This window comes from Peteryoungia wuzhouensis (assembly GCF_003205195.1).
In the GTDB taxonomy this organism is placed as follows: Bacteria; Pseudomonadota; Alphaproteobacteria; order Rhizobiales; family Rhizobiaceae; genus Allorhizobium; species Allorhizobium wuzhouense.
This window is the reverse complement of record NZ_QJRY01000002.1, coordinates 384,425-406,726: the sequence shown is the minus strand read 5'-3', so window position 1 is coordinate 406,726 and position 22,302 is coordinate 384,425. Positions and strand designations below refer to the sequence as shown.

Here is a 22,302-nt window from a genome sequence, read left to right as displayed (position 1 = left end):
TCGCCCCGTTCAGTCGCGCTTGTAAAGACTCGAAAGCGGCTTCTTCAGAATGCTCTCGCGCAGGGAAGAGCCGCCGCCTTCGCGCCGAAGCGATGCCGTGCCGAAGGCGGTATTTCCAGCGTCACCTTCCAGAGCAGGAACAGGGTCGGCCCGTCTCAGCGTATCTCCCGTGCCTGCGCGCGGCAGCATGTCCGGCCGGTAGGGTTCGATTGCCGGTGTCTGCGCCGCCGACAGGCTCTCGCGCAGCAAGGGCGCCTGATACTCTGTTCTGGCAGGTGCCGAGACCGCTGCGGGGGCGGCCGAGAAGCGGCTTGGCAGTTCGTCATCCATCATATCGTCGTCGAAGTCTTCGTCGTCGTAGATGCCTTCGGGTGCCATGGGTACGTCGACCCTGGTCATGCTGCTCTCGAACTGCTGCTGGAATGCGGAGATGTCCGGACCCACAATCGCACGCATGCGGCCGACGATCGAGCGGAGGTCGACCGTATCCGGCGTTTCCTCCGTTGCCTTGGCGTTGACACCATTGGCTTTCGGCAGCCGCTGTTCCTCGACGCGGGTGAAGCGCATGCGCATCGGCACGGCGATGGCCTCGCCGAAGGCGATGGCTTCGCCGTTGCCGATCGACGAGATGAAGCTGGTCGTGGAAATCGAGCTGTCCGGGATCGCAGATCGGATGATTTCCTGGTCGCGGTCATTGGCAAGGCGCATGGCAAACAGCGTCGAACACTGCGACAGGATGGTCTGATCGAGTTCGCCTGGGCGCTGGGTGATGACCCCGAGCGAGACACCGTATTTGCGGCCTTCCTTGGCGATGCGGGCGATGGCCTGGCGCGTCGGGAAGAAGCCGAGATTGGGGTCGGCCGGCACGTAACGGTGTGCTTCTTCGCAGACGACGAGCATGTGGATCGCGCCGTTCGACCAGAGCGCCAGCTCGAATGCCATACGGCAGAGGACCGAAGCGACCGAGTTGACGACCTCCGAGGGAATGCCCGCCAACTGGAAGGTCGAGATCGGGTGGTCACCTCCGGGAATGCGGAAGATATGCGCGATCGTCTCCATGATCGTGTCGGTGATCGTGTTGTTGGAGAACATGAAGTGATAACGCGGGTCGTTGATCGCCGACATGATGCGCATCTTGAGCGAGCGCAGGAACGGTTTTTCGCCACGTCCTTCCAGACGACCGATGCGCTCATCGATCAGCGCCATCAGATCCGCAATGCGATAGGGCACCGGAGTGTCTGCTGTCATCGAGCTCTTGTCCGCCATCCGGCGCATCAGGGCACTCTCGTTGCCGCGAAAGGCGCGTTTGGCCTCGGGCATGAGGTCGCGCAGGATGTCCAGTTCTTCCGGAATTGGCGGCCGGCCCCGGAACAGCACCTCTGCGAATTCTTCGAGGCGCATCAGCCAGAATGGCAGATCGAGCGTGTCTGTGTCGATCACGACGGCCAGATCAGGGAATGCGGCTGCAAATTCGTTGTGCGGATCGAGGATCAGGATACGCAGCTTCGGGTCGCTTTCGATCGCCTTGCGCAGGAGGAGCGAGACTGCCGTTGATTTGCCAACCCCAGTAGAACCAACGACGGCAAAGTGCTTCGACAGCATGGACGGGATATGGATGGCCGCGTCGATCGATTCGTCCTGGGTCAGCTTCCCGATCACTGCCGTATCGTTGTGATGCGTGTCATAGATCCGCAGAAGGTCGGCAGCGCGGATCCTGTGCGCGATTGCGCCGAGATAGGGATAACGCGAGATGCCGGTGGAGAAGATCTCCTTGCCATCCTGCTGGACATAGACTTCGCCCAGCAGCTCCACTTCGATCAGGAACTGGTTGTCGGCGCCTTCACCCCAGTCCTTTCCTTCCGTCTGCATGGAATAGGCAAGTGCCACGACACGGTTTTTCCCGACGCTGATCGAGATCAGTCGGCCGACAGACCAGAGCTCTGTGAGGTCGGTGCCACCCTCCTCGGCAACGGCGGCGATCGTGGCGCGCGAGCCATTGCAGGCGACGACGCGCCCCAGCATCCGATTGCCAGGCCGCATTCCATCGCGGCGGTCTTGATCTCCGGGCTGGCCGGACTTGTGAAATTCATCTTTCGACAAGCGCATTCTCCCTGCTCACGCAAGTCTAGGGCAGGGCGCTTAAAATTTCGTGTAGCACGTTAGGGCCGTGGTGACGGTTTGCGGGATGCTGCGCAACAAACTGTCGCCGTCTCGGGCAAAATTTTCCGAAAGATGCGTTGACGCTGAGGGGCTTTCTGGCTAACACTTCGGCCCATGAAAAACTCGGTTGCACTTATCGTGGTGGGAAGGCGCATGGGCAGGATGGTGTAACCATCCGGCGATAGCCACCCATGCGCTAGATGACAGGCTCCTCAAAGGGGCCTTTTTTTATGCCCTGAACCGGGTTATCAGCCCAAAAACCAAGAAGGCAGATGGAAACACAGCATGACGGGTAAAGACAATCAGATGACTGGCGCCGAGATCGTCCTGCGCGCGCTCAAGGATAACGGTGTCGAACATATCTTCGGCTATCCCGGTGGGGCCGTGCTTCCGATCTATGACGAGATTTTCCAGCAGGACGATATCCAGCACATCCTCGTGCGTCACGAGCAGGGCGCCGGCCACGCAGCCGAAGGCTATGCCCGGTCGACCGGCAAAGTCGGCGTCATGCTGGTCACCTCGGGTCCCGGCGCCACCAATGCGGTCACGCCGCTGCAGGATGCGCTGATGGACAGCGTTCCGCTCGTCTGCATCTCCGGCCAGGTTCCGACCTCCCTGATCGGTTCGGACGCCTTCCAGGAATGTGACACCGTCGGCATCACGCGCCCCTGCACCAAGCACAATTGGCTGGTCAAGGACGTCAACCAGCTGGCTTCGATCATTCACGAAGCCTTCCGCATCGCCCAGACGGGCCGTCCGGGTCCGGTTCTTGTCGATGTGCCCAAGGACATCCAGTTTGCCACCGGCACCTACACGCCCCCAGATGCCCACAAGGCGCTGAAGAGCTATCAGCCGAAGGTCACCGGCGACGCCCGCGCCATCCAGGCGGCAGTCGAATTGATGGCGTCTGCCCGTCGCCCGATCATCTATTCCGGCGGTGGCGTCGTGAATTCCGGTCCGGAAGCAACCAAGTTGCTGCGCGAACTGGTTTCGCTCACCGACTTCCCGATCACGTCGACCCTGATGGGCCTCGGCTGCTATCCGGCGTCCGGCAAGAACTGGCTCGGCATGCTCGGCATGCACGGTTCCTACGAAGCCAACATGGCCATGCACGACTGTGACGTCATGGTCTGCATCGGCGCGCGTTTCGATGACCGTATCACGGGTCGCCTGAACGCGTTTTCGCCGAACTCGAAGAAGATCCACATCGACATCGACCCGTCGTCGATCAACAAGAATGTCCGCGTCGACGTGCCGATCCTCGGTGACGTCGGCCGTGTTCTCGAAGACATGGTTCGTGCCTGGCGGGCGCTGCCGAAGAAGCCCGAGGCTTCGCAGACGGCCGAGTGGAATGCCAATATTGCCAAGTGGCGCGCGCGCAACTCCTTCGCCTATACCCCGGCGAAGGATGTTATCATGCCGCAATATGCGCTGCAGCGGCTTTATGAACTGACCAAGGATCGCGACACCTATATCACGACCGAAGTCGGCCAGCATCAGATGTGGGCAGCCCAGTTCTATGGCTTCGAGCAGCCGAATCGCTGGATGACATCGGGTGGCCTCGGCACCATGGGCTACGGCCTGCCGGCCGCCCTCGGCGTACAGATCGCGCATCCGGAGAGCCTCGTCATCGACATTGCCGGTGACGCGTCGATCCAGATGTGCATTCAGGAAATGTCGGCGGCGATCCAGTATGAAGCGCCCATCAAGATCTTCATCCTGAACAACCAGTATATGGGCATGGTGCGCCAGTGGCAGCAGTTGCTGCACGGCAACCGTCTGTCGAATTCCTACACCGAAGCCATGCCTGACTTCGTCAAGCTGGCGGAAGCCTATGGTGCCGTCGGCATCCGCTGCGAGAAGCCTGATGATCTCGACGGCGCGATCCAGGAGATGATCGACGTGAAGAAGCCTGTGATCTTCGACTGCCGTGTCGCCAATCTCGCCAACTGCTTCCCGATGATCCCATCGGGCAAGGCGCACAACGAGATGCTGCTGCCGGACGAGGCGACCGACGAAGCCGTCGCCAATGCCATCGATGCCAAGGGTCGTCAGCTCGTCTGACCGGGAGGAACCGAGAAATGAACGCACACCTACAGCCGACCGGCTCGGCCTATTTCATCGCCAAGGAAACGTCTGCCATCGAGAGCCATACGCTCTCGGTGCTTGTGGACAACGAGCCGGGCGTTCTCGCCCGCGTCATCGGCCTGTTCTCCGGTCGCGGTTACAACATCGAGAGCCTCACGGTTTCCGAAACCGAGCATGAAGCGCATCTGTCACGGATAACGATCGTGACGCGTGGCACGCCCGGCGTGCTCGAGCAGATCAAGGCGCAGCTGGAGCGCATCGTTCCGGTACATCGCGTGCTGGATCTGACGGTCCGGGCGCGTGAGCTTGGGCAGGAGCGCCCCATCGAGCGCGAAGTGGCCTTGGTGAAGGTCGTTTCCTCGGGCGAGATGCGGGCCGAGACGCTGCGTCTGGCCGATGCCTTTCACGCCAAGGTCGTCGATGCGACGGTCGATCACTTCATCTTCGAGATCACCGGCAAGTCGTCGAAGATCGACCAGTTCGTCTCGATCATGAAGCCGCTCGGCCTCAACGAAATCTGCCGGACCGGGATTGCCGCGATGAACCGCGGCTCACAAGGCATGTAAGGAATTCGTGATTTCGCGAAATGAAAAAGGGCGGCCTTGCGGTCGCCCTTTTTCGTTCTGTCGCCCGCTCAGCCATCCATGCCGAGAAGGTCGAGCAGCCCCATCTGCTGGGGCGGGGGCGCAAGATCGACTGCCGCCTTCTTCTGCTTGTCCTTGGCTGGTTTTTCTGCGGCCTGCTTCGCCTTTTCCGCCTTCTTCGATGCGGCTCCTGCTTCTGCTCGCTCGGCCTTCTTCTTCGATGATTTCTTCGTCTTCGCCGGGGCGTCTTCGATGGCGTCTCGCCCGGCCTCGTCGCCGGAGATGTCGGTCGTCGTCAGCATCGCCAGGAGCGCATGGCGAAGTGCCGCGGGCTTGAGGCTGTAATGGATATATTGCCCCTTCTTCTCGCCTTCGATGAGTTCGGCATTTTCCAGTATCGAAAGGTGCTGGGAGATCGAGGGTTTGGCCATGTCGAAGCGGGCGGCGATTTCGCCGGCGGTGAGTGTGGATTGCTGGAGATGAACCAGCATCATCCTGCGCGGATCGGAGGCGAGTGCGTGGAAGACGCGGGATGATGTCTTGTCCATCGCCGGATGCAGATCTGTCTTGCCGCGCTTTGCCATCTTGGTTCCCCCTGCGGCGGTTGCCCTTCGTGCCGAAATTCTTGAATTAGGCAATCTCCTAATTTCCTGATGGGCTGGCGTAAAGTGCCTGCAATTCTGGGGCTGTGGATAGATCACGGTTTTCCGATGCTGAGATGCGGATCGCGATCTCGGTCGCCCGGAAAAGATCAGATCATCGCCAGCGGCATTTTCCGAGACGGCGGAGGGAAGGCGGTGTCGAGGCGGGCCCAATCCTCGTCGGCGATGTCGAGATCGACCGCATCGCGGTTCTCCTGCAGGCGGCGCAGGTTCGAGGTTTTGGGGATCGGGATCACGCCCTCGCGCTCCAGCAGGAAAGCGAGCGCAACCTGAGCCGGGGTCGCCTGATAGGCCTTGGCGATGTGGATCAGTTCGGGGTGGTGCAGGATGCGCCCCTGCTCGATCGGCGAATAGGCCATGATCGGGATCCGGTGCTCCTGGCACCAGGGCAGGAGGTCGAACTCGATGCCTCGGCGGGACAAGTTGTAGAGGATCTGGTTGACGGCACAGTTCTCTCCATCCGCCACAGAAAAGAGTTCCTCCATATCCTCGACGTCGAAATTGGAAACACCCCAGGCGCGGATGCGGCCTGCGGCCTTCAGTTCCTCCATGGCGGCGACCGTGTCGTCGAGCGGATGTTCACCTCGCCAATGCAGGAGATAGAGGTCCAGATGGTCGGTTCCCAACCTGTCCAGGCTCGCATGGCAGGCCTTGATCGTGCCGTCGAAACTGGCGTTCCAAGGCAGGACTTTGGACACCAGAAATGCGTCCTCGCGACGCTCCTTCAGCGCCTCCCCGACAATGCGTTCAGCACCACCATCGCCATACATTTCGGCCGTATCGATGACCGTCATTCCGAGATCGAGAGCCAGCCTGACAGAATCGATCTCCGAACTGGCCTGCGCTCTTGTCTCCCCCATCATCCAGGTGCCGAAGCCGAGGCTCGGCACCTCCTCGCCGCCCGGCAGGGTGACAGTCGGAATGGTGTCGTGCATTGTTGCGATCCTCCGTGGTGCCAGCAGGAGGATAAGCCTGGCATCAGCCAGTACAAGGGACAAATGCCAAGCGACTGATAGTTTCGCGTTTGTGTCACCGTCACAAGATTGCGGCTGTCGGTCGGCGTTAGGTCAGCTAGGTTGACCAAAATATCGGAGGAAATATCCATGTCGGCCGATACGCTGCTGGCGCTCGTCGTCTTTGCCTTTGCCACCTCCATCACGCCGGGTCTGAACAACATGATGCTGTTTGCCTCGGGGGTGAATTTCGGCTTCCGGCGCACCATTCCGCACATGTTGGGGATCGGCGCCGGCTTCCTGTCCTTGCTCATCGGCGTTGGCTTCGGTCTGGGTGCTCTTCTTGCCGCTTATCCGCCGGCTTTCATTGCGCTCAAGGTCGCGGGAGGATTGTATCTATTGTGGATCGCATGGAAGATCGGTTCGTCGCGGTCGCTGGGGGACGGGGAAATCAAGACGAGACCGATGAGCTTTTTCAGCGCTGCAGCCTTCCAATGGATCAATCCGAAAGCCTGGGTCATGGCGGTTACGGCGATGGCGGTGTATCCAAATCCGCAGCACTATGCTCTGACCGTGGGGCTGGTCGCTTTGGTCTTTGCGGCCGTGAATATTCCGAGCGTCTCAACCTGGGCGGGCTTCGGCTCGGCGCTTCGAGAGTGGCTGTCGGTGCCGGTCAGGCTCAAATGGTTCAACATCACCATGGCGGTGCTTCTGGTACTCAGTCTCTGGCCCATGCTGAAATAGGAAAGTCCCGATGTCCGGTCATCACGACGATCACCATGATCATGGACATGATCACCACCACGACAACCAGTATTCGGACATGCAGGCGCGGGTGAAGGCGCTCGAAACGCTGCTGACCGAAAAGGGCTTGATCGATCCTGATGCGATCGATGCGATCGTCGAGACCTACGAGACGAAGGTGGGGCCAAGGAACGGTGCGCGGGTTGTGGCCAATGCCTGGGCCGATCCCGCATTCGCTGGCTGGCTGAAGCGCGATGCGACGGAAGCGATCGCGAGCCTCGGCTATACGGGCCGGCAGGGCGAACACATGCGGGCTGTGTTCAACACGCCCGACACCCATAATCTCGTCGTCTGCACGCTGTGCTCCTGTTACCCGTGGTCGGTGCTCGGCCTGCCGCCGGTCTGGTACAAGGCGCCGGCCTATCGCTCGCGGGCGGTGATCGATCCGCGCGGCGTGCTGGCCGAGTTCGGCGTGACCCTGCCGGCAACCGTGGGTATCAGAGTGTGGGATTCGACGGCGGAGCTGCGATATCTGGTCGTACCTGAGCGCCCTGCCGGTACGGAAGCATACAGCGAAGATCAACTCGCCGACCTCGTGACCCGTGACTCGATGATCGGCACCGGTCTGGCCCGATCACCGGAGGTTACGCGATGAACGGGCCGCATGATCTTGGTGGCCAGATGGGTTTCGGGCCTGTGGCGCCGGAAAAGGACGAACCCACTTTCCACGCCGAATGGGAGAAGCGCGCTCTCGGCATCACGCTGTCCTGCGGGGCTTTCGGGGCCTGGTCGATCGACGAGAGCCGGCATGCACGGGAGAACATTCCACCGGCCAGTTATCTGGCCGCCAACTATTATGAGGTCTGGATCCGCGGGATCGACATGTTGCTTGAACGGCATGGTTTCGCGACCGCCGAGGAACTTTCAACGGGTCGGCATCTGGAACAGGGCCGCGCGCCGAAACGTGTCCTGAAAGCCGAGATGGTCGACGCCGTGCTGGCCCGCGGCGGGCCTTGCGACCGCCCTGTCGAGACGGAACCGAAGTTCGGCATGGGCGACCGCGTGCGCACCAAGAATTTCCATCCCACGGGTCACACGCGCCTGCCGCGTTATGCGCGGGCAAAGACAGGTGTCATCGAGGCGGTGCAGGGCAGCTTCGTTTTCCCTGATGACAATGCCCATGCACGGGGTGAAAACCCGCAATGGGTCTACACGGTCGTGTTCACGGGAGACGAGATCTGGGGCGAGGGCGCCGATCCGACGCTGACCGTCTCTGTTGATGCCTGGGAGAGCTATCTTGAGCGTGTGTGAGACGGTGACGGATCTTGCGGAATCGCCGGGCTTGCCGCGTTCGCCCGAAGGGGCGCCCGTCTTTGCCGAACCCTGGCATGCGCAGGCCTTCGCCATGACCGTGCATCTGCATGCGCGCGGCGTGTTCAACTGGACGGAATGGGCAGAGGGCCTGTCTGTTGAAGTGCACCGACCGGGGCGGACGGCTGACGGTTCCGATTATTTCGACGCCTGGGTCGCGGCACTGGCGGGACTGCTGGAGCGCAAGGGGCTGGCCGATCGGTACACCGTCGAGGCCTTGCGCGAAAGCTGGCAGCGCGCGGCGGAGGCGACGCCGCATGGTGCGCCGATCAAGCTTTCAAACGACCCGCTCAGGGGCTGATGTCCACGATTTGTTCTGATTTTCCCGGCTTTGGCCTTGCATCGGGCCAACGAATCCGCGCATGACCTAAGCCATGCAATTCGCGCCCCAGCAAGACGAGGCCCTCAAGGCCGTTTCGAAATGGCTGAAGGAGGGGAAATCCCCCGTCTTCCGGCTGTTCGGCTATGCCGGTACTGGCAAGACGACGCTCGCCAAACATTTCGCCGAACATGTCGACGGCGACGTTCTGTTTGCCGCCTTCACCGGCAAGGCGGCGCAGGTGCTGCGCTCGCGCGGGGCCTCGAACGCCAAGACCATTCATTCGCTGATCTACCGCCCGCGCGGCGAGGAGGCGGTGGAGGACGAGGAAACCGGCAAGACCTCGATTGCGCCGATGTTCTCGATCAACCGCCAGAGCCCGGTCGCCAAAGCCGCACTGATCGTCATCGACGAATGCTCGATGGTCGACGAGGCGCTCGGACGCGACCTGATGAGTTTCGGTACGCCGATCCTCGTGCTTGGCGATCCCGGCCAGTTGCCACCCGTCTCGGGTGGCGGCTTCTTCACCGACCAGGAACCGGATTATCTGCTGACGGACATTCATCGTCAGGCACGGGACAATCCGATCATCCAGCTCGCGATGCATATTCGTGAGGGCAAGGAGATCATGTATGGCGACTACGGTACCACGGCGCGGGTGATCTCGAAGAACGAGGTGACGCAGGACCTGGTGCTCGGAGCCGATCAGGTGCTGGTCGGCACCAACAAGACGCGGCGGCGCTACAATTTGCGCCTGCGCGAATTAAAGGGTTTTACCGTCGACTATCCGCAGGCCGGCGACAAGCTGGTGTGTTTGCGGAACGATCAGGTGAAGGGCCTGCTCAACGGCTCGCTCTGGCAGGTGATGACCTCGTCGCGCGAGACGGTGAAGCCGGGCATCAACCTTCTGATCAAGCCTGAAGACGACGACATGGATCGCGGGGCGGCGAAGATCAAGCTTCTGAAGGCGGCCTTCGAGGATATCGAGACGGAAGTGCCGTGGTCGACGCGCAAGCGTTACGACGAGTTCGACTACGGCTATGCGCTGACGGTTCACAAGGCCCAGGGCTCGCAGTGGAACGACGTCGTGCTGTTCGACGAGAGCTGGGCGTTTCGCGATACGCGGGAACGCTGGCTCTATACGGCCGTCACCCGCGCGGCAGAGACGCTCACCATCGTCCGGTGAATGTCTCCGGCCGGCTCAGTTCGCTTTGAGCGTTGCCAGTGTCGCCATCAGATCCATCATGTCCCTCCCGGATGCGCTGGCAATTTCGGAGAGCGTTTTTGTCAGGTCGGCGGCGGTGAAACCCTTCGCCTTGAGTGCCTCGACGATCTCAGTTTCGGATTTGCCGAGCAGAGGTGCGACCTGGCCCGGAGTGCCCGACGCGACCACATTCACCATGGCAAAGGCCGGATTGCCGCCGGTGCCGGTGGCAGAACCCGTGATGGCCGGCCAGGCGAAGGCGAGGCTCGCGACGAGACAGAGGGCAAGCGATATGGCCATTGGAAGGCGCTTGAAATAGGCAAGGAATGGCCGCCAGTTTTTCCAGACATGCAGAAAGAAGGGCAGGATCAGCACCATGCTCAGCCATTCATGCATCTCGCGGAAGGCTGCGGTTCCATAGTGGAAAAAGAGCGAAGTCCCCGAAATCAGGGAGATGAGAAAGAGCCCGGTGGTGAAAGGCGTGGCGTAACGTTGGAGATAAGTCGGCATGACGCACCTGCGGAATGTTGATGACCCGCCGGTTCTAGAACTCGCAAAGACGTGCGTCCCGTTACAAAGTCTCCACCTTTGACGAAGGACAAGCGACAGCTTCAGCTTACGACGATGCCGAGAAGAACCGCCTTGGCCACGGCCTGAAATCGGTTCTGAGCCCCGACTTTTTCGACGATCGTCTTCTCCAGTTCTTCCACTTCGGGGATATTCATCTCGAGGATCCGGGCGATGCGAATGGTCGTGTAGCCTTCGGCCATGAGTTGCAGGCAACTGTGTTCCGGTTCCGAGAGTTCGGGGCTGGCCTGTTTTGGAGTCCGACGAAGGCCGACCACATCCTCGTTTTCCAGAAGCGCGTTCACCTGCTGCAATTGCCTGTGCACCATGGAAAGGCCGGCTGCGAGCTCCCGGCGCCGGGTGGAGAGGGCGTCCTCGAAGATCAGGTTGGCTTCTGCCTTGGATTTGGCCGAGGCGAGCAGTTCGAAGAGGTCCTGGATGACGGAAATCGGCATGCCGATCTCGCGGCAGACGTTGATTACGGCCATGCGGGCGATATCACCCTGTTGATAAACGCGCATGAGGCCGATGCGGCTGGCCTCGATCAGCCCCTTCTCTTCATAGAAGTGCAGGGTGCGGTGGGTGACCCCGAAGCGTTCTGCCATGTCGGCGATGGCCACCGGTTCCGTCGGCAGGTCCTGTGGAACCATGATGTCCGGCAGAATGATGTCGTGCCGTTTGCGGCCGGATGGTTTTGAAATAGGTTGCAAATGGTGTGGTCCGTTCGGCATGTCCCCTCCATGTCGCTGCAGCGGTCCGCCCTTTGACTGAACGGTTCCCGCCTCTTCCTGTCGTCCTGCTCCTTCTCTTCCACCGCCTGTCTCTGGCGACAGATTCGCTGCCGTGAATTCAATCTACACGATATATTCGCTGATGTTAAAATAACTTTGTCGGCAGCGCTGTAATGGTCAGTGAGGCGACGGAAGTGCCGTTCCGCCTCTTCAGGCGTGGCTGGAGCTGAGCGCCAGCAAATGCGGGATTTCCACCAGCGCTTCGCTGGCGTTTTCAAGGCCCGGCCATTCCTGCTGGTGCTTGCGCGCGCGCAGATAGGCGGCATCAGACCGGTCGAGGCTGTAGCGGTAGGTTGCATCGAGGCACAGCATGGCGCTCGTCGAGAGACCAAGTTCGTGGCAGAACCGATAGATGCGGCCGGGAATGGTCAGATTGGCGCCGGCAAATTCATTGGCGGCGGCGCCCAGTTTCAGGATGTCTTCGCAATCCGTGATCGAGCTGTTGTCGTCGAGCAGTTGCGCGCCTGATCGAGCGTGGCGCAGGCTGATATCCAGCGTTGTGTGATCTCGCTGTTTGACAGTGAGCTCGAAATGGAGGGGATCGGCCCATTGATCCGATGCCGGCAGACCGAGGTTGGCGGGCGCGATGCAAACCGCCCAGAGCCTGTGCTCCCAAAGCCGTATGGCATTGACGAAGATTGAGCTGTGATCCTCGGAGCCGGATGTTGGCACAATGAAGAGTTGCGGAAGTCCCGGGACCAGACCCAGTGCGTCGCCACGTGCCCGGCGAGCGATGGTCGCAAGATCCTGGATGCTGCCGGGGGCATCGATCTTCGAGGATCGTTGAGGACCGGCCCATTCGTAGATCGGCACGTAGCCACCGAGCGGAATGCGGATCCGCAGGGGCTCGTTACGCCCCTCTTCGGCGTAAAAGAGATTGAGCAGCTTGCGAAGCTTGCCAGCCTGCACGCGGACGAGTGGATCGGTGCCAGGATCGAAACCTTCGTCGCGGCTGAAGACGTCGATCCCGATGGTGTAACCCTTCAATTGATGGGCGAGGCCGAGTTGCTCCATTTCCACGACGAACTTCAGGAAGCACCGCAACCGTTCGGAGCGCGCGAAGGTGCGGCTCCGGAGCACCTTCTGCAGGGCTTCCGCGACCGTTCCGTTATCGATCCTCAATCCGGTTGTCATGCATGCTCCAAGCCGTGGCGACGCAACTTGCGCGTCCCGTACCGCGTCGATGCAGGATTTGTGCGATCCGTCACAATGATTAAGCTGACTAATGGAAACGGCGCGCGGGTCAATACCCTAAAGTCTAGGAGGGCGAAGCGCATTTTTGGGCTTTTTTCACCCATCAGCCGCGCCAATCAGTCCATCTGCAATTCTGGTTGGTCTTCTGGCGCAGGATGTCTTACATCTGCGGCCTTCAATATCCCCGCCTCGGAACAAACATCATGCCCGCCAAGCTCTCCGTGAACCTCAATGCCATCGCAATGCTGCGCAACCGACGCGACCTTCCCTGGCCGAATGTTGCCCATCTTGGACGGATCGCGCTTCAATCAGGTGCGAGCGGGCTGACCGTGCATCCGCGACCCGATGAGCGGCATATCCGTTTCTCCGATCTGCCGGTTCTGCGGGCGCTGATCGACGACGAATTTCCGACGGCCGAATTCAATATCGAGGGTTATCCGAGCGAGGAATTCCTGGCGCTTTGCGAGGCAACGGAGCCGGAACAGGTTACACTGGTTCCGGATGACCCTTCGCAGGCGACCTCGGACCATGGCTGGGATCTGCACGCGCATCAGGAGTTCCTGAAGCGTGTCGTCGGGCGCTTGCGCGGTCGCGGTATGCGTGTCTCGCTTTTCGTCGACGGTGACGGACGGGCGGAGCCGATGCGGCTTGCAAAGACAACAGGCACGGATCGGGTTGAGCTCTACACGGGCCCGTATGGTGGCTGCTTCGACGATCCGGATGCCGCGCAACGCGAGGTCGAGCGGCTTGGCCAGACGGCCGATGCGGCGAAGGCGGAGGGGCTGGACGTCAATGCGGGCCACGACCTCACCGTTGCCAATCTGCCGTTGCTTGCCAAATGCATCCCGCATCTGGCGGAGGTGTCGATCGGGCATGGATTGACGGCGGACGCGCTCGAATACGGCATGGCGGAGACTGTGCGGCGCTTCTGCCGAGCCTGCGGTCAGGCGATCTGAGCGATCGCCTGAGCCTCAACTATCATCAGGCGGCGCGCATGTCGCTTGACGCTTCAAGGGCGAAGCTGACGGCAGCTTCGGCATGGATCGTGGTGGAATCATAGCCGGTGAGCGGCAGTGCCGCTGGGTCGAGGATCAGGCAGATCTCCGTGCAGCCGAGAATGACGCTGTCAGCGCCTTGCTCCTTGGCTTTTTCGATGATGGCGACAAGCCTTTGACGTGAGGCGTCGAGCACATGCCCGGCGCAGAGTTCGTCGAAGATGATGTTGTGAGTTGCGGTGCGCCCCTCGGCATCAGGCACCATGATCTCAAGCCCATGACGCTTCATCCGCTCGGCATAGAAAGGCTGCTCCATCGTATAACGGGTGGCAAGCAGCAGCGGGCGCTTCGCCCCGCCGGCCTTCAGCGCATGGGCGGTTTCATCGATAATGTTGATGAGCGGTACGTTCAGGCGTGCCTCGACCTCGTCGGCGACCATGTGCATGGTGTTGGTGCAGATCAGGACGCAGGCGGCGCCTGCCTTTTCCAGGCCAGATGCGACATCACCCAAGCGCTTGGCCGCGAGATCCCAGCGCCCGGCCTTCTGCAGGGTCACTATCTCCTCGAAATTGACCGAATGCATAAGGACCTCTGCGGAGGAGAGCCCACCCAATCGGTTGCGCACGGCTTCGTTGACCTGGCGATAATAGACTGCGGAGCTTTCAAAGCTCATTCCGCCGATGAGGCCAATCGTCTTCATGTCTCGTCTCCTCGTTTGACCAGATCATGATGACGCGGAAGAGTTGGGATGGGGTTGCAAAATTTCCGATGCTGGTGAGGCTTGGCGCCGATGTAAGGGCGCGATATGACTGAAGCGCGCCGAATTTTTGCGCGACATTGCTTTAGTGCAGGGGGAGCGGGCGTGATTGACGAAAGAGACAGGAAGATTCTCGAGCTTCTGCAGCGGGATGCGTCCATTGCCGTTGCGGACCTCGCGGAGCGTGTAGCACTGTCGACATCGGCCTGCTCACGGCGAATCCAGAAGCTGGAAGAGCAGGGATATATCGCTCGACGCATCGTGGTGCTCGATCGCGACAAATGTGGTGTGCCGACCACTGTCTATGCCTTGGTGAAGACGGCACATCACGCTGATGACTGGATCGAGGAGTTTCGGCGCGCCATCAGCGACATTACGGAAATCGTGGAGGCCCACCGGCTGACGGGCCACTACGATTATATCCTGAAGATGGTGCTTCCGCGTGTCGAGCACTACGATGTCGTCTATCGACGGCTGGTCAAGCGGGTCGAGCTGTTCGACGTTTCGGCGTCCATTTCGATGGAAACGCTGAAGCACGGATTGGCCGTGCCGGTCGATTACGCGCGGTAACCTATTCGGGCTTTGGCAGCGCCTTGTCACCCCGGCACTGGCTGATGGGGAGCTGCTTGACGCTGTAGATGGCGGTGATGCGTCCGACGAAGCTGTCGCCGTAGTCGGCGCTGCGTTCTGTCTCTGCCTGGATGCAGCCGCAGGCATAACCGTAGTAACCATTTGTCTGGACAAAATCGCCAGTGGTGAAATCGGGCATGTTTTCCATGCCGAGTGGTTCCTGCTCCGAGCCCTGCGCCATCAACATCCAGGAGCCTTCGCCATCATCCAGCCAGTAATTGCCGGGCGTGGGGTTTTGGATCCAGCCACAGCGGTTTTCCTTGGCGAAGACTGTCGCGGTCGCGGCGATGGTCAAGGCGAATGACAGAATGAAGGGGGTTGCGCGCATGTTGGGCTCCTTGTTTGTTGCCCGACAATAGACACGGGCCTCCATGGTGGGGAATGACCAAGTTTGGAGCGGCGTGCAAAAACGGAAAAAACCCCGGAGCGTGCTCCGGGGTTTTTCGCCACGCTCTGATGGATATCAGGATGCGTTGGAGATCGAGCGGTTGACGAGGGTCACCGACTTGTCGGCGTTGACCTTGTAGATCTCGCGAACGTCACGACCGTCACCGTTGGAGAAGGTGTGGAAGAAGGTCGAACCGGCCGGTGCCTTTTCGAGCTGAACGTTGGCGTTGTCATAGGTGATCGAACCCGGGATCGGCTGGACGGCGGCGAAAGCGGCCGAGCCGGCAACGAGGGAGATCAGGGCTGCGGAAATGATGGTCTTCATGGTCGTATTCCTTTTTCGATGAAGGCGGCGGCTCGGGGCGGTGGAAAGGGGCGAGCCTGCCACTCAAATTGCGTCTAGAGAGACGCGTTGATGCTGACGCTTCGGATTAGGACGCGTTGGAGATCGTGCGGTTGACGAGGGTCACGGTCTTGTCGGCGTTGACCTTGTAGACTTCGTTTACGTCACGACCGTCACCGTTGGAGAAGGTGTGGAAGAAGGTCGAACCGGCGGGAGCCTTTTCGAGCTGGACGTTGGCGTTGTCATAGGTGATCGAGCCTGGGATCGGCTGGACGGCGGCGAAAGCGGCCGAACCGGCAACGAGGGAGATCAGGGCTGCGGAAATGATGGTCTTCATGGTCGTATTCCTTTTCGTTTGGGGGCGGTCGGTTCGGCTAAAGGGGGGAGGGCCGAGCCAACCGCTTGAGGTCTTCGCGTCTTGGGAGGCGCTTAACGGGGGACGCTTCTGATTTAAGAAGCGTTGGAGATCGTGCGGTTGACGAGGGTCACGGTCTTGTCGGCGTTGACCTTGTAGACTTCGTTGACGTCACGACCGTCACCGTTGGAGAAGGTGTGGAAGAAGGTCGAACCGGCAGGTGCCTTTTCGAGCTGGACGTTGGCGTTGTCATAGGTGATCGAACCCGGGATCGGCTGGACGGCGGCGAAAGCGGCCGAGCCGGCAGCAAGCGAGATCAGAGCGGCAGAAATGATGGTCTTCATGGTCGTATTCCTTTTCGTTGGGGGCGGTCGGTTCGGCTAAAGGGGGAGGGCCGAGCCGACCGCTCAGTGCGTCTTGGGAGGCGCGTTATGCGGGAGGCTGCTCGATTAGGAAGCGTTGGAGATCGAGCGGTTGACGAGGGTCACCGACTTGTCGGCGTTGACCTTGTAGATCTCGCGAACGTCACGACCGTCACCGTTGGAGAAGGTGTGGAAGAAGGTCGAACCGGCAGGTGCCTTTTCGAGCTGGACGTTGGCGTTGTCATAGGTGATCGAACCCGGGATCGGCTGGACGGCGGCGAAAGCGGCCGAGCCGGCAGCAAGCGAGATCAGGGCGGCAGAAATGATGGTCTTCATGGTCGTATTCCTTATCGTGAATTGAGCTGGCTTTATCGTCTGCAGCTCAGGATTGTGATTGAACGCGTGGTTTACCTGTTTTCAGAGGGTGTCTTGGTCAGTCGTTCGACATGGAGCGAGAAACCAGGGACACCGTCCGATCTGAATTCACCTTGTAGACCTCGTGGACTTCGGAGCCTTTGAAGTAAAAGGTGTGAAAGAAGTTCGAACCGGCCGGAGCCTGTTCAAGCCGGGGCTGCGCACCGCCATATGTGATCGAACCGGAGATCGGCTCTAGCGCAAATGCGGCCGTCGTTCCTGCGAAGGTCGTAAGGAGTGCTGCTGCAATCATCTTCATCGTCGTGTACCTTTAGAACCTTGTTCAATCGAACTGTGCGGTTCGATGATGCTGATTTGGCGCAGGGCGGCGGGGAAATCAATACCCCTTTGCGCACAATCGAACTGACTGGTTCGGTGAAAGTACCCGGTATCACAAACGGTACTTGAAATTTAAAACATTCAAATTCAATGGCTTAAGTCGTCATTTTGCCGTCATTTAACTATGACATATAACGATTATTTTTTATTTGTTTCACCCTTTTGTGAGAGGCCGGCATCGGCTCTGGCGGTTGTTTGACGGTGAAGGCTGTGCGCACGGCACGTGCGTTTGCGCAAAAGACGGTCACGTCCGCGAGGCAGATGCCGTAAATTTCTTCAAAGTGCTCTTGACCTTGCTGATCGCTCCGGACATAAAAGGTGGCGAACCGTACCGTACGGTACCAGGAGCCTTCCATGTCGACCGACAATCCGACCTCCGAATTTACTCCGCGCCAGAATGCCGTTCTGGCAGAGGCTCTGCGTTTGCTCGTTGAAGGTGGGGACAAGGCCGTGACGACCGCTGGCCTCGCACGGGCGGCCAATTGCTCCAAGGAAAGTCTCTACAAGTGGTTCGGCGATCGTGACGGCCTGCTGTCGGCGATGATCTCCTACCAGGCGAGCAAGGTGCGCACCTTCGAGCGTCCGGGCGAGCGGCTGACCGTCGCGAGCCTCATCGAACATCTGGAGGTCTTCGCGCATGACCTGCTTGAGGTGCTGGCGGGCGATGTCTCCCTGGCGCTGAACCGCCTTGCCATCGGGCAGTCCAGCCGTGACGGATCGAAGCTCGGGACCTTGCTGCTCGAGCGCGGCCGTCGCCAGATTGACCGCCGGGCGCGGGCGCTGCTGGATGCCGGCCAGCGTGACGGTCTGCTGCGCTTCGGCGACGGGGAAGACGCCTATCGCACCCTTTATGGTCTGATCGTCAGCGACCTGCATGTGCGCATGCTGCTCGGCGAAGCACCCCAGACTCAGAAATTTGGCGCCCGTGCTGCGAAGGCTGTTTCCGCCTTTCTCGCGCTCTACGGCACCGACCGCGTTTCGGCGGGACTGGACGGAAATTCCCGTACCGGTTCGTCGATCAACAACATCCACCACAACTGACAAGCATAGGGAAGGACACTACAATGCGCGTCTATTACGATCGTGATGCGGACTTGAACCTGATCAAGTCCAAGAAGGTTGCCATCATTGGCTACGGTTCCCAGGGCCGCGCACATGCGCTGAACCTGAAGGATTCGGGCGCACAGAACGTCGTGATCGCGCTGAAGGCCGGTTCCGCCACGATCAAGAAGGCCGAAGCCGACGGCTTCAAGGTCATGACCGTTGCTGAAGCCGCTGCCTGGGCCGACCTGATGATGATGGCGACGCCTGACGAACTGCAGGCCGACATCTACAAGGCCGACATCGCCGGCAACATCCGTGACGGCGCGGCCATCGCGTTTGCCCATGGCTTGAACGTGCATTTCGGCCTGATCGAGCCGAAGTCGACCGTCGACGTCGTCATGATCGCGCCGAAGGGCCCGGGCCATACGGTTCGCGGCGAATACCAGAAGGGCGGCGGCGTTCCCTGCCTTGTTGCCATTCATCACAATGCTTCGGGCAATGCCCTTGAACTCGCGCTCTCCTACGCCTGTGGCGTTGGCGGCGGCCGTTCGGGCATCATCGAAACCTCGTTCAAGGAAGAGTGCGAAACCGACCTCTTCGGCGAACAGGTCGTTCTCTGCGGCGGTCTGGTCGAACTGATCCGCGCCGGCTTCGAGACGCTGGTCGAAGGCGGCTATGCGCCGGAAATGGCCTATTTCGAGTGCCTGCACGAAGTGAAGCTGATCGTCGACCTGATCTATGAAGGCGGCATCGCCAACATGAACTACTCGATCTCCAACACGGCCGAGTGGGGCGAATACGTCACCGGTCCGCGCATCATCACGGCTGAAACCAAGGCAGAAATGAAGCGCGTCCTGCACGACATCCAGACCGGCAAGTTCACCTCGGACTGGATGCAGGAATATCGCGCCGGTGCAGCCCGCTTCAAGGGCATCCGCCGCATGAACGACAGCCACCAGATCGAAGAAGTCGGCGCGAAGCTCCGCGCGATGATGCCCTGGATCGGCAAGAACAAGCTGGTCGACAAGGCGAAGAACTAAGTCCTTCGCATCTGTCTGATACGACAAAGCCGGGGAGGGCGACCTCTCCGGCTTTTGCGCGTCCGATCCATCGATGGGGCGGGTGTCGCCTCATGCGACGACCCGATGCCCTGTCGCGACGCGGGCCGCGAAAAGCAGCATGCCGAGGATCGTCAGCAGCGAGCCGGCGATCGCCGGTCCCTCAGTCATGCCGAGAACGGCCATCGCAACGCCTGGGATCATGATCCAGAGGCCGAGCGTGGTCACTCCGACATGGATCTTCGCCAGCCGCGTTTCTGCTGCGGCCGGGACGGAGTGATAATACAGACCGTAAATGGCCATCGATACCCAACCCATGAGGTTGAGGTGCGCATGGGCCGTCATCAGCGTGTGGTCGTGCGAGGCGGCCATGACCATTCCGAAGGCCATGCCGGCCAAGCCATAGACGGCTGCTGATACAATACAGAAATACGCCAATCCGCGCATGAGGCGAACCTTTCGAGACAGGATTCGTGAAAGTCTGGTGGGATGCACCAGGCGTGCTTGAATGTCCGATGCGGCCCTTAGTGGTGCGGCGTCGGCAGGATGGTGATGCCGAAGCGCTCGGCTTCCGTCGTGAGATACGCGACGTCGGGTGCCCCCATCGGCGGGAAGACAGGCGGTTCGGCGTTCACGGGTTCGCCGACGGCCTTGAAGAAATTCTCATGCGGGCCGCCCGGCAGATTGATGATCAGCATCCTGGACGGTGTGCTCGCGGCGTTGCGGAACGCATGGACCACGCCGGGGGCCACATAGACGAATTCTCCGGGTCCGCAACGACGCCAGGTCTCACCCAGCATGAATTCGAAGGAGCCTTCGGTGACGAGAAACGCTTCCGCATCGGCCTGAAGGTGGGGCGGTGCGCCAGCGCCTGGGGCTGAGCAGGATTCCACGATGGAGAACGTGCCTCCCGTGTCGGCCGCGCGGGCACGGAATGTCAGAAGGCTACCCAAAAAGTGGACAGTTTGCGGGTGGTCGGTCGTTGCGTTTGCGATTGTCGTACTCATCTTGCATTTCCTCTCCTTTGTGATACTTTATCCCGTAATGAGATTGTTGTCTCATAATGAGGTGGAAATGAGCAGTCAAGAGAAAAGTTTCGAGCGCATCAACCAGAAGCGGCGGACGCGTGCGGAGTTGCTCCGTGCGGCCCGTGAACTCACGGAGCGCGGCGCGCAACCGTCCGTGGCTGAGGTCGCGGACCACGCAGGGATCTCCCGTGCCACGGCCTATCGCTACTTCTCCAAGCCGGAGGAAATGATCCGCGAAGCTGTGCTCGACGCGGTTGCCACGTCGATCCGCATCGAGCCTGTTGCGTCCGGTGAGGGGCCCGAGGCTGTCGGGCAGCAGTTGCAACTCCTGGTCGGCCGCATCTTCGACATGGTCCACGAGAACGAACCGATGTTTCGGGCGCTTCTCGCCAGCACGGTCACCGGCGACAGCAAGGTGAAGCGCGGGGCGCGGCGGATCGGATGGCTGACGGAGGCGCTCGAACCCCTGCAGCCACAACTGCCGCCGCGCGATTTCCAGCGCCTGATCTACGCCCTGTCGCTGCTGACGGGCATTGAGACGCTGGTCGTGCTGAAGGATGTTTGCGGTTTGAACGTGCAGGAGGCGCGCGAGACCACCGTCTGGGCTGCAAAAACCATGCTGGCTGGGCTCATCGGCGGTCAATGTGCTTCCGCGCCGGACTGATCACAGCGGGGAGCGCCAGAGCGCAGTGATCAGGCCGTCACGTCCGTCTGGTTTGTTCGTTCGATCATGCGTGCGCAGTTGCGCCCGGCCTGCTTGGCCGCATAAAGCCCCTGGTCGGCGCGGTTGATGAGGGCGTGCACGCAGTCATCGGTGCAGTCCATGGTGGCAAGGCCAATGCTGACGGTCAATGCCGCTGCTGGTAGCGCTAACTCCGGAAAGTCCAAAGCGGATGCCATCGCTAGGATGTGCGCTGCGAAGATTTCGGCCTCCTGCCGGCTCGCCCCCGGCATGATGATGGCAAATTCCTCACCGCCGTAACGGGCGGGAGAATAGGATCGGGCTGCGCACTCCTCCTTCAGCATGCGACCCACCCTGCGAAGGCAATCGTCGCCGGCGAGGTGACCAAATGTGTCGTTGAAACGCTTGAAATGGTCGACGTCGAGAAGGAGCAGGGACAGGCTGGCACCCGACGCTGTCGTCTTGTCGACCGCTGTCTGGAGGCTGGCATCGAAACTGCGCCGGTTGGCAAGGCCCGTGAGGTCGTCGGTTGCCGCATGGCGCATCAGTTGCTCGTTGGCACGGCGCAGCTTCTCGTTGCTCTGGGCGAGTTCCAGGACCAGGGTGTCCGTCTGCCGCTCGGCGGCGGCGCGGGCCTGCTCGAGGCCGACCAGTCGCGTCATATAGCTGGCCTGGAACGCGACATAAGCCAGACAGATGGGGAGCATCAGCCAATTGTCCTCGCTGAGGGCGGTGGCATTGAAGATGCCGATCATGATCAGAATGACCAGCACGGTGGAGGCCGGCGCCATATAGGCGCGTGCGGCGCAGGACTGGACGATGCCGCAGCCGACGGCCAGCACCACCACCTGCGCTTCAGGACCCGATCCGCGATAAAGGATCGCGATCGAGGTTCCCCAGGCAATGCCGGACAGGAGCGAGATGACGACAAAGCCAATGAGCCAATGCTTGAACTCCGCATCTTCGGCGCGCCGGCGATATCGGTACTCCGCTGCAAAGCGCATCATGAGCTGGAGAGCCAGGATGACCGCGACGACAATCACCTTGTCGCTGCCACCCTCTGAATAGGGCAGGACGGAAGCGCACAGAATAGCCGCCGCTGCGAAGAGGTGCGGAAGGATCTTATAGAGTTCTGTCAGCTTTTCCCACGGAGGTGGTTGCCCCTTGTCGTTTGCGCCCACCATCGGGATAGCGAGTGTCGCAAACAGTGGTGGTCTGGAGCGTTCTGGCATGAGCGATTCGGTTTCCAATTTGACTTCTGATAACCCAAA

28 protein-coding genes are annotated in these 22,302 nt (G+C 60.5%); 12 read left to right on the top strand and 16 right to left on the bottom strand.

What is annotated here, in order from left to right:
• Positions 1 to 9: 9 nt before the first annotated feature.
• Complete coding sequence (locus DMY87_RS07855; protein WP_110790735.1) at positions 10 to 2,106, bottom strand: ATP-binding protein; 2,097 nt, start codon at positions 2,104 to 2,106, stop codon at positions 10 to 12.
• 339 nt (positions 2,107 to 2,445) lie between these two features.
• On the opposite strand from DMY87_RS07855, the gene DMY87_RS07850 reads away from it, so the two are divergent.
• Positions 2,446 to 4,224: an acetolactate synthase 3 large subunit gene (locus tag DMY87_RS07850; RefSeq protein WP_110790734.1), complete on the top strand. Its 1,779-nt coding sequence runs from the start codon at positions 2,446 to 2,448 to the stop codon at positions 4,222 to 4,224.
• Positions 4,225 to 4,241: 17 nt separating this feature from the next.
• A complete protein-coding gene (gene ilvN, locus DMY87_RS07845; protein WP_110790733.1) occupies positions 4,242 to 4,814 on the top strand; it encodes an acetolactate synthase small subunit in 573 nt (190 codons plus the stop codon).
• Positions 4,815 to 4,882: 68 nt separating this feature from the next.
• On the opposite strand, the gene DMY87_RS24550 is transcribed toward ilvN, so the two are convergent.
• Together DMY87_RS24550 and DMY87_RS07835 are read right to left on the bottom strand one after the other, a co-directional pair.
• Positions 4,883 to 5,416 (bottom strand): metalloregulator ArsR/SmtB family transcription factor, encoded by a 534-nt coding sequence (locus DMY87_RS24550; RefSeq protein WP_110790732.1) that lies wholly within the window; start codon positions 5,414 to 5,416, stop codon positions 4,883 to 4,885.
• 167 nt (positions 5,417 to 5,583) lie between these two features.
• Entirely contained in the window at positions 5,584 to 6,429 is an 846-nt protein-coding gene (locus tag DMY87_RS07835) for an aldo/keto reductase (RefSeq protein WP_110790731.1), read from the bottom strand.
• Positions 6,430 to 6,597: 168 nt separating this feature from the next.
• Between DMY87_RS07835 and DMY87_RS07830 the strand changes: the two genes are divergently transcribed.
• The 5 genes from DMY87_RS07830 to DMY87_RS07810 all read left to right on the top strand — a co-directional run bounded on the left by DMY87_RS07830 (position 6,598) and on the right by DMY87_RS07810 (position 10,067).
• Complete coding sequence (locus tag DMY87_RS07830) at positions 6,598 to 7,191, top strand: LysE family translocator (RefSeq protein WP_110790730.1); 594 nt, start codon at positions 6,598 to 6,600, stop codon at positions 7,189 to 7,191.
• Positions 7,192 to 7,201: 10 nt separating this feature from the next.
• Positions 7,202 to 7,846, top strand: a complete 645-nt coding sequence (gene nthA, locus DMY87_RS07825; protein WP_110790729.1) for a nitrile hydratase subunit alpha — start codon at positions 7,202 to 7,204, stop codon at positions 7,844 to 7,846.
• Positions 7,843 to 8,502 (top strand): nitrile hydratase subunit beta, encoded by a 660-nt coding sequence (gene nthB, locus DMY87_RS07820; RefSeq protein WP_110790728.1) that lies wholly within the window; start codon positions 7,843 to 7,845, stop codon positions 8,500 to 8,502. The genes nthA and nthB overlap by 4 nt, the downstream gene beginning before the upstream one ends.
• The gene (locus DMY87_RS07815) at positions 8,489 to 8,863 is read left to right on the top strand and encodes a nitrile hydratase accessory protein (RefSeq protein WP_110790727.1); all 375 of its coding nucleotides are present in this window, start codon (positions 8,489 to 8,491) and stop codon (positions 8,861 to 8,863) included. Before nthB ends, DMY87_RS07815 begins: the two co-directional genes overlap by 14 nt.
• Before the next feature lie 73 nt (positions 8,864 to 8,936).
• Positions 8,937 to 10,067: an ATP-dependent DNA helicase gene (locus DMY87_RS07810; protein ID WP_110790726.1), complete on the top strand. Its 1,131-nt coding sequence runs from the start codon at positions 8,937 to 8,939 to the stop codon at positions 10,065 to 10,067.
• 15 nt (positions 10,068 to 10,082) lie between these two features.
• Here the strand turns inward: DMY87_RS07810 and DMY87_RS07805 are convergent, their stop codons facing one another.
• The 3 genes from DMY87_RS07805 to DMY87_RS07795 all read right to left on the bottom strand — a co-directional run bounded on the left by DMY87_RS07805 (position 10,083) and on the right by DMY87_RS07795 (position 12,577).
• A complete protein-coding gene (locus tag DMY87_RS07805; protein WP_110790725.1) occupies positions 10,083 to 10,595 on the bottom strand; it encodes a DUF4405 domain-containing protein in 513 nt (170 codons plus the stop codon).
• Positions 10,596 to 10,696: 101 nt separating this feature from the next.
• The gene (locus DMY87_RS07800; RefSeq protein WP_110790724.1) at positions 10,697 to 11,383 is read right to left on the bottom strand and encodes a MerR family transcriptional regulator; all 687 of its coding nucleotides are present in this window, start codon (positions 11,381 to 11,383) and stop codon (positions 10,697 to 10,699) included.
• Positions 11,384 to 11,593: 210 nt separating this feature from the next.
• A complete protein-coding gene (locus DMY87_RS07795; protein ID WP_110790723.1) occupies positions 11,594 to 12,577 on the bottom strand; it encodes a hypothetical protein in 984 nt (327 codons plus the stop codon).
• A 263-nt stretch (positions 12,578 to 12,840) separates the two neighbouring features.
• Here DMY87_RS07795 and DMY87_RS07790 point away from each other — a divergent pair, with 263 nt between their 5' ends.
• Positions 12,841 to 13,593 carry a pyridoxine 5'-phosphate synthase gene (locus DMY87_RS07790; protein ID WP_110790722.1) on the top strand — a complete coding sequence of 251 codons (753 nt, stop codon included), beginning with the start codon at positions 12,841 to 12,843 and terminating at the stop codon, positions 13,591 to 13,593.
• Positions 13,594 to 13,618: 25 nt separating this feature from the next.
• Here DMY87_RS07790 and DMY87_RS07785 read toward each other — a convergent pair whose 3' ends face one another.
• On the bottom strand, positions 13,619 to 14,332 hold the full coding sequence (locus DMY87_RS07785) for an aspartate/glutamate racemase family protein (protein ID WP_110790721.1): 714 nt from the start codon (positions 14,330 to 14,332) through the stop codon (positions 13,619 to 13,621).
• 162 nt (positions 14,333 to 14,494) lie between these two features.
• Here DMY87_RS07785 and DMY87_RS07780 point away from each other — a divergent pair, with 162 nt between their 5' ends.
• The gene (locus DMY87_RS07780; RefSeq protein ID WP_110790720.1) at positions 14,495 to 14,959 is read left to right on the top strand and encodes an Lrp/AsnC family transcriptional regulator; all 465 of its coding nucleotides are present in this window, start codon (positions 14,495 to 14,497) and stop codon (positions 14,957 to 14,959) included.
• A 1-nt stretch (position 14,960) separates the two neighbouring features.
• Here the strand turns inward: DMY87_RS07780 and DMY87_RS07775 are convergent, their stop codons facing one another.
• The 6 genes from DMY87_RS07775 to DMY87_RS07750 all read right to left on the bottom strand — a co-directional run bounded on the left by DMY87_RS07775 (position 14,961) and on the right by DMY87_RS07750 (position 17,139).
• Positions 14,961 to 15,347: a DUF4087 domain-containing protein gene (locus DMY87_RS07775; RefSeq protein WP_110790719.1), complete on the bottom strand. Its 387-nt coding sequence runs from the start codon at positions 15,345 to 15,347 to the stop codon at positions 14,961 to 14,963.
• Positions 15,348 to 15,482: 135 nt separating this feature from the next.
• Positions 15,483 to 15,731, bottom strand: a complete 249-nt coding sequence (locus DMY87_RS07770; RefSeq protein ID WP_110790718.1) for a hypothetical protein — start codon at positions 15,729 to 15,731, stop codon at positions 15,483 to 15,485.
• A gap of 106 nt (positions 15,732 to 15,837) precedes the next feature.
• Entirely contained in the window at positions 15,838 to 16,086 is a 249-nt protein-coding gene (locus DMY87_RS07765; protein ID WP_110790717.1) for a hypothetical protein, read from the bottom strand.
• A gap of 113 nt (positions 16,087 to 16,199) precedes the next feature.
• On the bottom strand, positions 16,200 to 16,448 hold the full coding sequence (locus DMY87_RS07760) for a hypothetical protein (protein ID WP_110790716.1): 249 nt from the start codon (positions 16,446 to 16,448) through the stop codon (positions 16,200 to 16,202).
• Positions 16,449 to 16,553: 105 nt separating this feature from the next.
• Positions 16,554 to 16,802, bottom strand: coding sequence for a hypothetical protein (locus DMY87_RS07755; protein ID WP_110790715.1), 249 nt, complete (start codon positions 16,800 to 16,802; stop codon positions 16,554 to 16,556).
• Between the two features lie 97 nt (positions 16,803 to 16,899).
• Positions 16,900 to 17,139, bottom strand: coding sequence for a hypothetical protein (locus tag DMY87_RS07750; protein ID WP_110790714.1), 240 nt, complete (start codon positions 17,137 to 17,139; stop codon positions 16,900 to 16,902).
• A gap of 434 nt (positions 17,140 to 17,573) precedes the next feature.
• On the opposite strand from DMY87_RS07750, the gene DMY87_RS07745 reads away from it, so the two are divergent.
• Both DMY87_RS07745 and ilvC read left to right on the top strand, forming a co-directional pair.
• Positions 17,574 to 18,260: a TetR/AcrR family transcriptional regulator gene (locus DMY87_RS07745; protein ID WP_110790713.1), complete on the top strand. Its 687-nt coding sequence runs from the start codon at positions 17,574 to 17,576 to the stop codon at positions 18,258 to 18,260.
• 23 nt (positions 18,261 to 18,283) lie between these two features.
• Positions 18,284 to 19,303, top strand: coding sequence for a ketol-acid reductoisomerase (gene ilvC, locus DMY87_RS07740; RefSeq protein ID WP_062278836.1), 1,020 nt, complete (start codon positions 18,284 to 18,286; stop codon positions 19,301 to 19,303).
• A gap of 90 nt (positions 19,304 to 19,393) precedes the next feature.
• On the opposite strand, the gene DMY87_RS07735 is transcribed toward ilvC, so the two are convergent.
• Positions 19,394 to 19,768, bottom strand: coding sequence for a hypothetical protein (locus DMY87_RS07735; protein ID WP_110790712.1), 375 nt, complete (start codon positions 19,766 to 19,768; stop codon positions 19,394 to 19,396).
• A 77-nt stretch (positions 19,769 to 19,845) separates the two neighbouring features.
• Positions 19,846 to 20,328 (bottom strand): cupin domain-containing protein, encoded by a 483-nt coding sequence (locus DMY87_RS07730; RefSeq protein ID WP_110790711.1) that lies wholly within the window; start codon positions 20,326 to 20,328, stop codon positions 19,846 to 19,848.
• Positions 20,329 to 20,395: 67 nt separating this feature from the next.
• Here DMY87_RS07730 and DMY87_RS07725 point away from each other — a divergent pair, with 67 nt between their 5' ends.
• Complete coding sequence (locus tag DMY87_RS07725; protein WP_110790710.1) at positions 20,396 to 21,013, top strand: TetR/AcrR family transcriptional regulator; 618 nt, start codon at positions 20,396 to 20,398, stop codon at positions 21,011 to 21,013.
• A 29-nt stretch (positions 21,014 to 21,042) separates the two neighbouring features.
• On the opposite strand, the gene DMY87_RS07720 is transcribed toward DMY87_RS07725, so the two are convergent.
• Positions 21,043 to 22,263, bottom strand: a complete 1,221-nt coding sequence (locus DMY87_RS07720; protein ID WP_110790709.1) for a GGDEF domain-containing protein — start codon at positions 22,261 to 22,263, stop codon at positions 21,043 to 21,045.
• Positions 22,264 to 22,302 lie beyond the last annotated feature (39 nt).